Genomic DNA, 14,378 nt, shown 5'->3' with positions numbered 1-14,378 from the left:
TCAATCGACCGGGGTTTTATTTGCCACGCAAACAGACGGCTGTTACAGCAGCGCACCATAGATGGTCAAGAGCGCCACCACGACGATCAATACCAACGTGATGCGCCGCGCTAATGTCACCGCCGCCAACGGCGTTTTCAATGCATCGAGATGGGGATCGCGCGCCAGCGAAAGCTGCGCCAGACTGCTCAGCACCTGGTAGGGACTGCTACGCCAGTCTCCCAGCGAGGCCAGCCAAGCCGGCAACGCCCGCTCGCCATGCCCCAACAGCGCATAGGCGATACCGGCCACACGCACCGGTAGCCAATCAACCCAATGCAGCAGACGATCGATGCCAGACTGGGCTCGCGCGAGTGGATCGATCTGACGGGTCAACCAACTCTGGTAAGCGCGCAGCAGCGCGTAGCCCCCCAGCGCCACCGGCCCGTAAGGGCCTGCCACCACAAAGTAGAACAACGGCGCCAGATAGAAACGGTAGTTGATCCACACCAATGCGTTCTGCAGTTCCCGTAGGCGCACCTCGGGGCGCATATCCTTAGACAGGCCAGGGATCAAGGCTAACTCGGCGGCCATCTGCGCCATGGCATCCTGTTCCCCGCGCCGTGCCGCCTTCATATAGGCACGATAATCTCGACGAATACCACCAGCGCCGAAGCAGAACAACCCGACGACAATCCACAACAGTAGTGTCGGCAAACCAAAGAACAGGCCCCGCAAACTCTGTAGCGCCAAGGCGAGCAACAGCATCCATAGCAGCAGCAGTAACAGGGTTTTCACCAACGAGACCCTTTTGCCCAGGGCAAAAATGGGGGCGAAACGCTGATCGATTTGCCAGTGATTACCTAACTTAAACAACCGCTCCCAACCCAGGACCAGTAGTAGCGAGAATAACGTCATCTCCGGTAGCTCTCTCTTCGTATTTTATGGATGGGAGGATGAGATTTCTTCCGCCTCGAGGGCGGCAAGCGCCTCGCGCAATTGGCGGTGGAATGTCTGCCAACAGAAGGCCTGGCCCGGATCGCTCTTGCGTCCCGGTGCGATATCACTGTGACCCGTCACGCGCGCCGGCGACATCGGGTAGTGATGCATGAGCGTCGCGCTCACCTCGGCCAATGCCCGATACTGTTGCGAGGTATACGGCAAGCTATCCGTCCCCTCCAGTTCGATGCCCACGGAAAAATCATTACACCGCTCACGCCCTTGGTAACGGGAGACCCCCGCATGCCATGCGCGCGCCTCGAACGGCACATATTGGACGATCTGACCATCGCGTCGAATCAGGCAATGCGCCGACACCCGCAAGCCCTGTAGTTCGGCGAAGCTGGGATGATCCTCCGTCGCCAAGGTTCCACTAAATAGGTGATCGATATAGGGCCCCCCAAACTCCCCCGCCGGAAGACTAATATTATGGATCACCAGCACCGAGGGTAACTCGCCCTGCGGGCGCGCATCGCAATGGGGCGACGGTACCCGCCTGACACCACATAGCCACCCATTCTCCAGTTGCATCGCCAAACTCACTTTTCCCAGAGGTAAATACGCTACAGGGTAGCATGATTCTTACGCTCCGCCGCCCCCTCCCCATCCATGGCCATCAAAATGGCCCCGCCACATCTGTGTACGCATACGCAGACGAGATGAACATGATGTCGCTCTGTGCCGCTTGCCTGCGAAGCGGGGCGTAAGCCCCCCTCGCTACACTCGCCGACAACGGCAAGCCAACGCACACTAACCCGCATCAATCCCTGGAGGCGACCATGTCATCACAGCACGGTTTTACCTTACTCGAACTGATGGTGGTCATCGCTATCATCGCCATTCTTGGTGCTATCGCCGTTCCCGCTTATCAACGCTACTTACAAAAAGCCGCCATGACCGACGTACTCCAAGCGGTGACGCCCTATAAGACCGAAGTGGAGCTCTGTGCGTTAGAGCAAGGCAGCCTTGCCGGATGCAGCGCGGCGCAACTGGGGCTGGCGACATTGCCGCCCTCCACCTATATCGCTAACCTCGATGTCGCTCAGGGTGTCATCAGCCTCAGTGGTCAACAAGCGCTGGCCGGATTACAGGTGACGCTGACCCCGGAACTGAATCGCGATGCGGGCACGCTACGCTGGCAGCAACACTGTCAAAGCGATGGCGCAGAGCCGACCTTACTAGCGTCTTGCCGCAGTATCCTGCGCGATAATGGTAACGACCAACCATGAGCGACTTAACACAGCTGTGTCAGCACTACCACTGCCGCCTGCTGCACCAGGACGCACACAGCATCATCATCGGTGGCAGCGGTGAGGCCCCGGAACCGCTCTGCGCCGCGATCCGCTTCGCCACCGGCATCGAGCCGCTCTGGCGTCCACTCAGCCCGCAGCAAGCGGATATCGCCCCGATGCTCGACGAGTCAGCCACCGTCCCACAACTGGAACAGCTATTAGCGCAGGCACTGACGCGACGCGCCTCAGATATTCATTTGGAGCCCCTCGCTCAACAAGGGCGTGTACGCCTACGTATCGATGGTGTGCTACACCCAGTCGCGCAGTATCCTATCAACCAGTTCACACGCCTCATCACCCGCTTGAAAGTCCTCGCCGGATTGGATATTGCTCAACGCCGCCTGCCGCAAGATGGCCAGCTACGTATCACGCTGGCAGAGCGTGACATCAGTTTCCGACTGTCCACCCTGCCGACCCTACATGGCGAGAAGGCCGTGCTGCGTCAAGTGGATGACACGCAAGCACCGCGCGCCTTGGCACAACTGGGACTCACCCTGGCTCAGCGGCGGCTACTGGAGCAGGCACTCACTCGTCCTCAAGGGCTGATCCTGGTTACCGGGCCGACGGGCAGCGGTAAGACGGCCACCCTATATGGAGGGCTACGTTGGTTAGACGCGCTGGCACTCAATATCTGTAGTGTGGAAGACCCCATCGAGACACCACTGAATAATATCAACCAGACGGCCATCGCTCCTGCCGCGGGCCTCCAGTTCGCCACCGTGCTACGCGCCCTATTGCGCCAAGATCCCGACGTGATCATGATCGGCGAGATCCGTGACGAGGCCACCGCGCACATCGCGATCGATGCGGCGCAGACCGGGCATCTGGTCCTCTCCACCCTGCATACCAACAGCGCGGCGGAGTCGGTAACCCGCCTACTTCAGCTCGGCATCGCCCCCTATTTACTGGCCGATAGCCTGTCACTGGTTATCGCCCAACGCCTGGTACGTCGTCTCTGCCGCCATTGCCGGCGCCAAACACCACAATCGGCTCAGTTACGCTGGCAACCGGGCACATGTCCGCGTTGTCATGGTGGTTACCGGGGGCGACGGGCCCTATTCGAACTGCTGCCTGTGACGCCGGCATTACGTCATGCCATCCGCAATGGCGCCAGTAGCACACGTCTCCAACAGTTGGCCGAAGAGCATGGAATGCAGCCCCTGCGCGCCACGGCGCAACGCTTAGCGGAACAGGGCGTCACCGCCTGGGGGGAAGTCATTCGGGTACTCGGTCCATCCGGTTCATTGACATGACTCCCCGCCTATTTCACTATCGTCTCGTGACCCATGACGGGACACTCCGGCAAGGGATGGTACTCGGCCTCAACCGGCACCAATTACGCCAGCGTTTCCAACAGCACGGCACCCTGCCTCTCTCCATTACGCCCGCTTGGCGTCCATTGCGCTACCACTGGCAAGCCGGTGTCTGTTGTGACTTCATCGCTCAGCTCGCCGAGCTTCTGGATGCGGGACTGGCGCTAGCACCGGTACTCGCGCTCATGGCGGGCGGCCATCCGTATCCAGAATGGCAGGCACTGATTCGCCAACTACATCAGGCTATTACTACGGGCTTGTCCTTCTCCCAAGCGCTACACGAACACGGCACCATCTTTCCCCCTCTGTATGCACGCACGCTCGTCGCCGCCGAGCAGAGCGGAGAGTTGGCGGCCGTCTGTCGCCAGTTAGCTCGGCAACAACGCGATGCCCTCGATCTCCGCCAGCGCCTGTTACGCGCCCTGCGCTACCCCCTCTTCCTGTTGACGGTCGCCCTGTCGATCACCCTCGCGATGCTCTTCACACTCTTGCCACAGTTCGCCCTCCTCTATGCCTCGCTGGATGCCCCCTTACCCTGGCTAACTCAGCGGCTGTTAGCGCTAGCGGCAGGGCTAAGATCAATCTGGCCGGCGTTGCTGGGGGGCGCCGGTGTGCTCGCGATCCTGTGCGTGGGGCTAGCACGTCACTACGCCTCAACGCTACGACATCAGCTGCAACGCCTAGCCCTCCGCCTCCCCGGCTATGGCCCTCTGCTACGCGACACGACTCTGGCCCAACTCTTCCACATCCTGGCCTTGTTGTTGCAAGCTGGCATCGCCCTACCACAGGCATTAACGGCCTGTCGCCACGCCCAGCGGCTGGAGGCTTATCGCCGCGCCCTGTATCAGGCGGGACGGCGTCTGCGTCAAGGTGAGCTACTCTCCGCCGCCTTGACGGAGGGGCACCTTTTCCCCGCGCAGTGTCGGCAATTAATTCGCCAGGGCGAGGCCTCGGGACGCCTCGCCCTGTTGTGTACCCATCTGGGGGAATATTATCGACAACACGCGCAACGGCGTGGCGAGACACTGACCACCCTTGTCGAACCGGTGATGCTGCTACTCAGTGCGGCGCTGGTCGCCTTATTGGTACTGGCACTGTATCTGCCGATCCTAAACTTAGGTGATGTGATGCAATGACGCCGGCAATCGCCGGCGTCATGATGGATGTGATTGCGGGAAATAAGGGGGATCACTCCGCCTGACCGAATACTCGATTCTCCTGCTCGGCGACGCGGATAAACGTGGTACGTTTGGTTAACTCTTTCAAACGCGAGGCCCCGACATAGGTACAGGCCGAGCGCAACCCACCCAGGATGTCGCGCACGGTATTTTCCACCGGGCCGCGCAATGGCAGGCTGACGGTCTTACCTTCGGCCGCACGATAGTCAGCCACCCCGCCGACATGGCGGTTCATCGCCGAGGCGGAGCTCATGCCGTAGAACAACATCATCTTGCGCCCCTGCTCTTCGACAATGCGCCCTTCGCATTCGTCATGGGCCGCCAGCATACCGCCTAACATAACGAAATCGGCACCACCGCCAAATGCCTTGGCGACATCGCCCGGCACAGAACAGCCGCCGTCGGAGACGATCTGTCCCCCCAGACCATGCGCCGCATCGGCACACTCGATCACGGCGGACAACTGTGGATAACCGACACCGGTTTTCACTCGCGTGGTACATACCGAGCCGGGCCCGATCCCCACCTTGACGATATCGGCGCCGGAGAGGATCAACTCCTCGACCATCTCACCAGTGACTACGTTGCCGGCGCAGATCACCTTATCGGGGAACGCCTCACGCGCCTTACGCAAAAAATCGACGAAGTGCTCGGAGTAGCCGTTGGCCACATCGATACAGATGAATTTCAAGGTCGGAGAGAGCGCCAGGATCTGACCTAGCTTAAGGAAGTCCGCCTCAGAAGTCCCGGTCGACACCATGACATGACGCAGCGTCTCTTCGCCGACGCTAGCGACAAATGCCTGCCACTGCTCGACGCTATAGTGCTTGTGAACTGCGGTGAGAACATCGAAGGTCGCCAACACCTGCGCCATACGGAAGGTACCGACGGTATCCATGTTGGCGGCGATCAACGGCACACCAGACCACTGCCAACCACTGTGCTTAAAGCGATACTCGCGAGCCAACTCGACATCCGAACGGCTCTTTAAGGTGGAGCGCTTCGGACGGATCAGGACATCTTTAAAACCCAGCTTCAGATCTTCTTCAATACGCATGAGGGACTTCCCTGGTTAATGGCGACAAGTTTAAGCCGCCTCCCACTCAAGGGCGGGAGACGTCCTAGGGAAAATGTGATCATACAAACGATTGCTTCGCCGTATGACGCCAGTTCCAGTGACGCTATCATACGCAGGAATAACCTGGCGACAAGTCTGCTTTTTCAACAAAATTTCAGGTAAACTCGTCTAAATTTATCCGCGACGGGGCCACCGTACGCGTATCTGCGGCTTGCACTTGCCGTCTAGACCATTATGATCCGCAGGTCAGCCAATTTTTTTGCGATGCCTTCGTGCCATCGCCTACTCTCGCAGGATCTCCTCATGGCGTATACAGTTGCTCTCACCGGCGGTATCGGTAGTGGCAAATCGACCGTCGCCGACGCGTTTGCCCGTCTCGGCGTGCCGTTGGTCGATGCCGATGTCATCGCTCGCCAACTGGTGGCGCCGGGTAGTCCAGTACTGGCGCAAATCGTCGCCCATTTCGGAGCGGCGCTCTTACAAGCCGATGGTCAATTGGATCGCGCGGCACTGCGGCAAATCATCTTTACCCATCCTTCCGAGAAGGCCTGGCTTGATGCGCTGTTACATCCGCAGATCCAGGCGGAGACACGGCATCAACTGGCACACATCAGCGCACCTTATGCCCTATGGGTGGTGCCCCTGCTCGTCGAAAATCGGCTCACAACGCAGGCCGATCGCATCTTGGTGGTCGATCTCCCTATCGAGCAGCAACTGGCTCGTACCCAGGCCCGCGACGGCGTCAGCCGTGAGCAGGCCCAGCGCATTTTGGCCGCCCAGGCAACACGCCAACAGCGGCTCGCCTGGGCCGATGATATTATTGATAACAGCGGGTCGGCCGAGGCGCTTATCCCGCAGGTCGCCGCGTTACATCGCCACTATCTAGCGCTGGCACAGGCGGCCTCATCCCCAACAGGATCCCCAGCATGAGTGACGTCACTCCGACTATACTGTTCGAACACCCGCTCAACGAGAAGATGCGTACCTGGCTACGCCTGGAATTTCTGTTGCAGCAGCTGTTACCCAATCGTCCGCAAGGTGATGCCTGTGCGGCACTCACCTTCTTCCGTATTCTGTCCGATCTGCTCGATGTGCTTGAGCGTGGCGAGGTACGCACCGATCTGCTCAAGGAGATGGAGCGTCAGCAACGTAAATTGATGCAGTGGTTTAATGCGCCCGGCGTCGATCAGGCGATGATCCACACGCTGAGTCAACGTCTGAAGCAACAGGCGGCGACCTTAATGGCGGCACCGCGTATCGGCCAGTTGCTGCGTGAAGATCGGTTGATCGCCTTGGTGCGCCAGCGCCTCGGCATTCCCGGTGGCTGTTGTAGCTTCGATCTACCGACGCTCTACTTATGGCTAAAACAAAGCGCCGCGACGCGCGACGCACAGATCGATCAATGGCTGGCTTCGCTGGCCCCCTTGAACGATAGCCTCACGCTGGTGCTGGATCTGCTGCGTAAGGCCGTGGCGTTCAAGCCCATGACCAGCCTACACGGCTTCTACCAAGATAACGCCGAGGGCGCCGATCTGCTGCGCATCCAGTTGGCGCTGGATCTCCAGGTCTATCCCCAGGTATCCGGCCACAAGACTCGCTTCGCCATCCGTTTTCTTCCCCTAGACAGCGAGCAAGGTGTGGTGCCCGATCGCCTATCATTTAATCTGGCCTGCTGCTAAGCGGCGGGCCTCACGGAGTCATCAATGGAAAATGAGATCATCACCGTCGCCTGCCCGACGTGCGGCAAGCCGGTTATCTGGGGTGAGCAAAGCCCCTTCCGCCCGTTCTGTAGCAAACGTTGCCAACTGATCGATCTGGGCGAATGGGCCAATGAGGAGAAACGCATCGCTAGCGAGGCGGAGCACTCCGACAGCGAGGGATGGAGCGAGGGGGCGGAGCGTTAAGCGCTCCCCCTCCAGCGCCGCAACAGCGGCGCTGTCTTCGGCTTCGCTTAATCTTGAGTCCGTAGCCACTCCACGATCACGCGGTTGGGCGCGGGAAAATCCTCGACACGCAACGCCCGCTGGGCGAGCCAACGCGTCTCCTGCCCTTCACGCCCGCACGGCTCCCCCTGCCAGGCGCTGACCAAGAAGAAATGCAGCATCACTCGCCGATCGCTAAAGGCATGCTCGACACACTGTAACAGGCGTATGCCGTCGGCTTGCGGTACGATGCCCACCTCCTCAAACAATTCACGCGCCAGGCCCTGTTGCGCGCTCTCTCCGGCCTCGATCTTACCGCCGGGAAACTCCCACACCCCGGCAAGGTGGCTACCTGCCTGACGACGGGCAACAAAGATCTCATGCTGCGCATTGCGGATGATCCCGACGGCGATCTGCAATGTCTGATTCATTGGCTTCACCCCTACGCTCCTCTCTTCATGCTCGCGAGATAAAAAAACAGGGAGGCGCGACGCGCTTCCCTGTCGATGGTCATAGTGACACCCTCACGCCATTAGGCAGTGAGACGGCCATGACACTGCTTATACTTCTTACCGGAACCGCACGGGCACGGATCGTTACGCCCGATCTTGCGCTCGCCAGTCTGCGCGGCCATCTCCTGAGCGGCGGCGCTCTGATCGTCCAGATGGCTCAGTTGCTGCTGGCGGGCCAGACGCTCGGCCTCTTCACGACGTTGACGCTCCAGCGCCTCAACCTCCTCCGGCATCCGCACCTGCACCTTGCTCAGCACGCTGATCACCTCATACTTAAGGGATTCCAACATGGCCGAGAACATGGCGAAAGATTCGCGCTTATACTCCTGCTTGGGATCTTTCTGCGCATAGCCACGCAGGTGGATCCCCTGACGCAGGTAGTCCATCGCCGCCAGATGCTCTTTCCACAACGAATCCAGAGTCTGCAACATGATCCCCTTCTCGAAGTTACGCATCATCTCGCTGCCGACCACTTCCTCTTTGTTCTGGTAGCGCTCGATGGCCATATTCAGGATACGCTCACGCAGCGTCTCTTCGTGCAGTTCCGGCTCCTTATCCAGCCATTCGGCAATCGGTAGCTCCAGATCGAAGTCATTACGCAGGCGCTCTTCCAGCCCCGGCACATCCCACATCTCCTCCAGCGACTGTGGCGGAATGTAGTTGTCGATCACCAGTTTGAAGACATCTTCCCGGATGCTGTTGATGGTATCGACCACATCGCCACCATCCAGCAACTCATTACGCTGGGTATAGATGGCGCGGCGCTGATCGCTGGCCACGTCGTCATACTCAAGCAGCTGCTTACGAATATCGAAGTTACGGCTTTCCACCTTGCGTTGCGCATTGGCGATGGCCTTAGTCACCCACGGGTGCTCGATGGCTTCGCCCGGCTTCATCCCCAACTTACGCATCATGTTGGCTACACGATCGGAGGCGAAGATACGCATCAGGGAGTCTTCCAACGACAGGTAGAAACGGGAGGAACCCGCATCCCCCTGACGACCGGAACGGCCACGCAGCTGGTTATCGATACGACGCGATTCATGACGCTCGGTACCGATGATGTGCAGACCGCCCGCGGCCAACACCGCATCGTGCCGCTCCTGCCATGCCGCCTTGATGGCATCGATCTGCTCCTGCGTCGGCGCCTCCAGTTCGGCCACCTCGGCTTGCCAGCTCCCCCCCAGCATGATGTCGGTACCACGACCGGCCATGTTGGTGGCGATGGTTACCGCCCCCGGCTGACCCGCCTGAGCCACAATATCCGCCTCTTTGGCGTGGAACTTAGCGTTCAATACGTTGTGAGCAATGCCCGCCTTTTTCAGCTCATGGGAAACGGTCTCTGACTTCTCGATCGAGACGGTCCCCACCAGGATCGGTTGCCCATTGGCGGTACGCTCACGGATATCTTCGATGATCGCCGCGATCTTATCCTGCTCGGTCATGTAGACCAGATCCGGCAGATCCTTACGAATCATCGGGCGGTTGGTCGGCACGACGATGGTGTCCAACTTGTAGATCGAGCTAAATTCAAAGGCTTCGGTATCCGCGGTACCGGTCATCCCCGCCAGCTTCTCGTACAGACGGAAGTAGTTCTGGAAGGTGATGGAGGCCAGTGTCTGGTTCTCGTTCTGGATCTGCACGCCCTCTTTGGCCTCCACGGCCTGGTGCAGACCATCGGACCAGCGACGCCCCTGCATGGTACGCCCAGTGTGCTCATCGACGATGATCACCTCACCCTCTTTGACGATGTAGTCGACGTCGCGGGTAAACAGCGCGTGGGCGCGCAATGCCGCCGTAACGTGATGCATCAACATGATGTTAGCCGGCGAATACAGTGACTCGCCCTCATCCATGATGCCCGCGCCGACCAATAGCTCTTCGATCAGCACCAGACCACGCTCCGTCAGGTTCACCTGACGGGTCTTCTCATCGACGGAGTAGTGACCGTCGCCCTGGAAGGTGTCGGAGTCCTCCTTCTCTTGGCGTTTCAAGTGCGGGATCAGCTTGTCGACCTTGATATACAACTCGGAGCTGTCCTCGGCGGGGCCGGAGATGATCAGCGGGGTACGCGCCTCGTCGATCAGGATGGAGTCCACCTCATCCACCAGCGCATAGTGCAGCTTACGCTGAACGCGCTCTTCCGGGCTGAATGCCATATTGTCACGCAGATAGTCAAAGCCGTATTCGTTATTGGTACCGTAGGTAATGTCGGCGGCATAGGCGGCGCGTTTGGCCGGCGCAGCCATCCCCGGCAGGTTGATACCGACGCTCAGACCGAGAAACTCGAACAGGGGACGGTTGTTTTCGGCGTCACGCTGCGCCAGGTAATCGTTGACCGTCACGACATGAACCCCTTTGCCGGTTAAGGCGTTGAGGTAGGCTGGCAGGGTCGCGGTCAGGGTCTTACCTTCACCAGTACGCATCTCGGCGATGCAACGCTCGTTCAACACCATACCGCCCAGCAGCTGCACGTCAAAGTGACGCATACCAAACACGCGCTTACTGGCCTCACGGACGGTCGCGAACGCTTCCGGTAGCAGGCTTTCTAGCGAGGCGCCTTGTGCCAGACGCTCACGAAACTCGACGGTCTTGCCCTTGAGCTGCTCGTCGCTGAGCTGCTCCATCTCCGGCTCCATGCGGTTGATCTGCTCAACCACTTTACGCATGCGGCGTAGGGTTCGATCGTTACGGCTGCCAAAAACCTTGGTCAATAATTTAATTAACATAATTATGTAATCTCTCATGGGCAGCATCGGCCGCCCGGGTCAAAATAGGACAAAAAAGAAACGCAAGAAATTAAATTAGACGGCGATGCCGGGTCCCGCCCGGATCCCTTGGATACGGGCCAACCAGAGCGCGGGAAGCGGCATCGTAGGCTGTGACGCCTCGCGTGGTAACGGCTGAGGATGAGGCTGTGCATAACGCGGGGGTTGACGGGTCAGTAGCGAGCTGAGCGAAGAGAGCAAGACCAGATGCTGGCACTGCTGCTCGGGTGATAGGCTACGGAGTGCCACGCTGGGCGTGCTCAGTTGGCGAATCGCGATACGCAGGGCATATTGATGCCAGTAATCGACGCTATGACCTCGCCGCTTGCCGGAGAGCAGTTGCAGCGTCGCATGGCTATGGTGCGCGGCGATCAGGCGTTGGAGCGTAATGGTCTGCGCGGAAGGGCGCGGTTGTTCGGCATTGGCCAACGACGGCACGCCAAGCGTCGCCGCCACCATCCCCCACAGGAGATGCGGCCAAAAATAACGTCTGCCAAACTGTCGCCAACGCTTTAGAATAGCAATCACATGCCGTACCGAATCAATAGCCCTATATAGCCGCGGAGCCGTATTTATGCGTGATAGTCGCCCACAATCCCTGGATACCCTGCTGGATGACAATGCCGCCGCTGACGGCATCCTCAAAAACGTTCAGCAACGCGCAGTGGCATTACTCCGACTCGATCGGGCAGTACAAGCCCTACTGCCGACGCCGCTCCAACCGTTCTGTCGCGTCGCCAACTTTCGCCAGGGCGTTCTGGTGCTGGAAGTGGCTAATGCCAGTTGGCTAATGCGCCTGCGCTATGAGCAGAGCCGCCTACTTTCCGCACTCAGAGGAGAGATTTTACCATCATTGTCATCGATCGACACCAGGATTAATCCAGACCTGATGCGTCAATGTGGGAAAAATGCGCAGTTGAACACAGCCTCACAACTGGCACAGGAGGCCAAGGCACGAGAAGTGACGGTCACCCGTTCATTGAGCGCCGAGAGCGCGCAGCAGCTACGTTGGTTGGCGAGCCAAAGCCCGGAGGGATTACGCAAGAAGTTGGAACGACTGGCTGCATTGGCCGGAGAGAGTACCGACACAACCAGTCGCGATAAGAACCGCCGCTCCTGAGGGAAACCCGTCAGGCCAACACGGTTGACGGCGCGCGGAATGCCAGCGGCATCTCCTCGCCATCTTCGAACGTCACCAGCTCCCAAGCCTCTTGCTTAGCCAGGACGGCTTGCAGCAAGCGGTTATTCAGGGCATGACCAGACTTGAACGCGGTAAAGGCACCGATGATGTTATGTCCGCACATGAACAGATCACCGATAGCGTCCAGCATTTTGTGGCGAACGAACTCGTCCTCAAAACGCAGACCATCTTCATTCAAGACGCGATAGTCATCGACCACGATGGCACAATCGAAGCTGCCGCCCAGGCACAAACCACGTGACTGCAGATATTCGATATCACGCATGAAACCAAAAGTACGCGCACGGCTGATCTGACGCACGAATGAATCGGCGGAGAAGTCCAGACTGTAGCGCTGCGTGCTGGCATCAATGGCCGGATGGTTGAAGTCGATAGTGAAATCCAAGCTAAAACCGTTGTACGGTGCCAGCTCAGCCCACTTATCGCCATCCTCGATCCGCACCGCCTGCTTGATACGCAAGAATTTCTTGGCGCAGTTCAGCTCGTCGATCCCGGCATCCAGCAACAGGAAGACGAAAGGCGCGGCGCTGCCGTCCATGATCGGGATTTCTGCCGCATCGACCTCGATAACCAAGTTATCGATCCCCAACCCAGCCAGGGCTGCGTTCAGGTGCTCCACGGTGGAAATACGCACATCATGCTCGTTAACCAGGCAAGTACAGAGCATGGTGTCACGTACCGATTTGGCATCGGCCGGGAAATCAACCGGAGGATTCAAGTCAGTGCGACGATAGATGATCCCGGTATTTGCTGCCGCCGGGCGCATGGTCAGCGTGACTTTCTTGCCGGTGTGTAACCCGACCCCGGTCGCCTGAACGATACGTTTTATGGTCCGTTGTTTGATCATCGTGTTATCTCGCAGTGTTTATCCGTCCAACCACCTCTAAATGATAATGACTATACATTAAAGGTGGCGAGACAGTTTAGCACAAAGAGCGGAGTTCCCCAATACTCAATCGGCCTGCTTACGCAGGAAGGCCGGAATATCCAGGTAATCGTCAGACTCTTTGCCGCTCGGCACGCTCTGATCGTTAACCACTTTAGCGGCGACCGGCTTGCTCTCCTGCGGCAACGGCGACAAACCGTGCTGCTGGTAGCGCTGATCGATCACCGGTTGCTGCCCCTGTTTGTTGGACACCAAGGTGATCTCCGGACGCTTGTCCATACCGATACCGGTCGCGACGACGGTAACACGCAGCTCGTCGTTCATATCCGGGTCGAGTGAAGTACCGATCACCACGGTGGCATTATCCGAAGCGAAGGCACGAATCGTATTACCCACCGTCTCGAACTCATCCAGACGCAGATCGAAGCCTGCGGTGATGTTGACCAACACGCCGCGCGCGCCAGACAGATCGATGTCTTCCAACAGCGGTGAAGAGATGGCCATCTCGGCCGCTTCTTCCGCACGATCTTCCCCGTTGGCCATGCCGGAGCCCATCATGGCGTAGCCCATCTCAGACATCACGGTACGCACGTCAGCAAAGTCGACGTTCATCAGACCCGGGCGAGTGATCAGCTCGGCGATACCCTGCACGGCGCCTTTCAACACGTCGTTAGCCGCACCGAACGCGTCCAACAGCGAGATACCGCGCCCCAACACCTTCAGCAGCTTATCGTTAGGGATGGTGATCAGCGAATCGACATGCTTAGACAGCTCGGCGATCCCCTGCTCGGCGAAGGCCATACGACGTTTGCCTTCGAAATTAAAGGGTTTAGTGACCACGGCGACGGTCAGGATACCCAACTCTTTCGCCACTTCCGCCACTACCGGTGCTGCACCGGTACCGGTACCGCCACCCATACCGGCCGCGATGAAGACCATATCGGCGCCATCCAGCGCCGAGCGCAGCGCTTCGCGATCCTCTTCCGCCGCGTTACGTCCGACTTCCGGATTGGCGCCGGCGCCCAGTCCTTTAGTAATACCGCTCCCGATCTGGATAGTCTGGCCAACGGCCGTCTTACGCAGAGCCTGCGCATCGGTATTCACCGCAAAAAATTCAACACCTTCGATGCGTTCACGCACCATGTGTTCAACGGCGTTGCCACCGCCACCGCCGACGCCGATGACTTTAATCACCGCGTCATTGGTTAATTCCATTGGTTCAAACATAGTTTCTCTCCGTCTTGTGCCTG

General features: G+C 58.8%; 15 protein-coding genes. 7 read left to right on the top strand and 8 right to left on the bottom strand.

Annotated features, from left to right (window positions below; translation table 11 throughout):
- Positions 1-42: 42 nt before the first annotated feature.
- Together ampE and ampD are read right to left on the bottom strand one after the other, a co-directional pair.
- A complete protein-coding gene (gene ampE, locus ACEQFP_RS02690; RefSeq protein WP_005282710.1) occupies positions 43-897 on the bottom strand; it encodes a beta-lactamase regulator AmpE in 855 nt (284 codons plus the stop codon).
- A gap of 24 nt (positions 898-921) precedes the next feature.
- The gene (ampD, locus tag ACEQFP_RS02685) at positions 922-1,509 is read right to left on the bottom strand and encodes a 1,6-anhydro-N-acetylmuramyl-L-alanine amidase AmpD (protein ID WP_005282708.1); all 588 of its coding nucleotides are present in this window, start codon (positions 1,507-1,509) and stop codon (positions 922-924) included.
- Positions 1,510-1,757: 248 nt separating this feature from the next.
- Between ampD and ppdD the strand changes: the two genes are divergently transcribed.
- The 3 genes from ppdD to ACEQFP_RS02670 are packed head-to-tail and all read left to right on the top strand — an operon-like array spanning position 1,758 to position 4,719.
- Positions 1,758-2,207: a prepilin peptidase-dependent pilin gene (ppdD, locus tag ACEQFP_RS02680; protein ID WP_005282704.1), complete on the top strand. Its 450-nt coding sequence runs from the start codon at positions 1,758-1,760 to the stop codon at positions 2,205-2,207.
- Positions 2,204-3,523, top strand: coding sequence for a GspE/PulE family protein (locus ACEQFP_RS02675; RefSeq protein ID WP_370546962.1), 1,320 nt, complete (start codon positions 2,204-2,206; stop codon positions 3,521-3,523). Before ppdD ends, ACEQFP_RS02675 begins: the two co-directional genes overlap by 4 nt.
- The gene (locus ACEQFP_RS02670; RefSeq protein ID WP_370555193.1) at positions 3,520-4,719 is read left to right on the top strand and encodes a type II secretion system F family protein; all 1,200 of its coding nucleotides are present in this window, start codon (positions 3,520-3,522) and stop codon (positions 4,717-4,719) included. Before ACEQFP_RS02675 ends, ACEQFP_RS02670 begins: the two co-directional genes overlap by 4 nt.
- A 52-nt stretch (positions 4,720-4,771) precedes the next feature.
- Here ACEQFP_RS02670 and ACEQFP_RS02665 read toward each other — a convergent pair whose 3' ends face one another.
- Complete coding sequence (locus ACEQFP_RS02665) at positions 4,772-5,818, bottom strand: GMP reductase (RefSeq protein WP_005282692.1); 1,047 nt, start codon at positions 5,816-5,818, stop codon at positions 4,772-4,774.
- A 324-nt stretch (positions 5,819-6,142) separates the two neighbouring features.
- Between ACEQFP_RS02665 and coaE the strand changes: the two genes are divergently transcribed.
- Genes coaE through yacG form a run of 3 tightly spaced genes read left to right on the top strand, consistent with a single transcriptional unit; the run spans position 6,143 to position 7,743 of the window.
- Positions 6,143-6,769 carry a dephospho-CoA kinase gene (gene coaE, locus ACEQFP_RS02660; protein ID WP_035598307.1) on the top strand — a complete coding sequence of 209 codons (627 nt, stop codon included), beginning with the start codon at positions 6,143-6,145 and terminating at the stop codon, positions 6,767-6,769.
- Positions 6,766-7,518: a cell division protein ZapD gene (gene zapD / locus ACEQFP_RS02655; protein WP_005282682.1), complete on the top strand. Its 753-nt coding sequence runs from the start codon at positions 6,766-6,768 to the stop codon at positions 7,516-7,518. The genes coaE and zapD overlap by 4 nt, the downstream gene beginning before the upstream one ends.
- A gap of 24 nt (positions 7,519-7,542) precedes the next feature.
- Entirely contained in the window at positions 7,543-7,743 is a 201-nt protein-coding gene (yacG, locus tag ACEQFP_RS02650; protein WP_035598304.1) for a DNA gyrase inhibitor YacG, read from the top strand.
- Between the two features lie 47 nt (positions 7,744-7,790).
- On the opposite strand, the gene mutT is transcribed toward yacG, so the two are convergent.
- The 3 genes from mutT to secM form a co-directional block, all read right to left on the bottom strand.
- A complete protein-coding gene (gene mutT, locus ACEQFP_RS02645) occupies positions 7,791-8,192 on the bottom strand; it encodes an 8-oxo-dGTP diphosphatase MutT (RefSeq protein ID WP_109579199.1) in 402 nt (133 codons plus the stop codon).
- A gap of 101 nt (positions 8,193-8,293) precedes the next feature.
- Positions 8,294-11,002, bottom strand: a complete 2,709-nt coding sequence (gene secA, locus ACEQFP_RS02640; RefSeq protein ID WP_005294865.1) for a preprotein translocase subunit SecA — start codon at positions 11,000-11,002, stop codon at positions 8,294-8,296.
- 75 nt (positions 11,003-11,077) lie between these two features.
- Complete coding sequence (gene secM, locus ACEQFP_RS02635) at positions 11,078-11,569, bottom strand: secA translation cis-regulator SecM (RefSeq protein ID WP_005294861.1); 492 nt, start codon at positions 11,567-11,569, stop codon at positions 11,078-11,080.
- Between the two features lie 46 nt (positions 11,570-11,615).
- On the opposite strand from secM, the gene ACEQFP_RS02630 reads away from it, so the two are divergent.
- Positions 11,616-12,161, top strand: a complete 546-nt coding sequence (locus ACEQFP_RS02630) for a DUF721 domain-containing protein (protein WP_005282671.1) — start codon at positions 11,616-11,618, stop codon at positions 12,159-12,161.
- 10 nt (positions 12,162-12,171) lie between these two features.
- On the opposite strand, the gene lpxC is transcribed toward ACEQFP_RS02630, so the two are convergent.
- On the bottom strand, positions 12,172-13,089 hold the full coding sequence (gene lpxC, locus ACEQFP_RS02625; protein ID WP_005282658.1) for a UDP-3-O-acyl-N-acetylglucosamine deacetylase: 918 nt from the start codon (positions 13,087-13,089) through the stop codon (positions 12,172-12,174).
- 105 nt (positions 13,090-13,194) lie between these two features.
- Complete coding sequence (gene ftsZ, locus ACEQFP_RS02620) at positions 13,195-14,355, bottom strand: cell division protein FtsZ (protein WP_005282657.1); 1,161 nt, start codon at positions 14,353-14,355, stop codon at positions 13,195-13,197.
- Positions 14,356-14,378 lie beyond the last annotated feature (23 nt).

Source organism: Edwardsiella sp. A.80236, assembly GCF_044540725.1.
In the GTDB taxonomy this organism is placed as follows: domain Bacteria; phylum Pseudomonadota; class Gammaproteobacteria; order Enterobacterales; family Enterobacteriaceae; genus Edwardsiella; species Edwardsiella tarda.
Note: the sequence above shows the minus strand (reverse complement) of the source record. Positions and strands in the feature narration are given on the sequence as shown.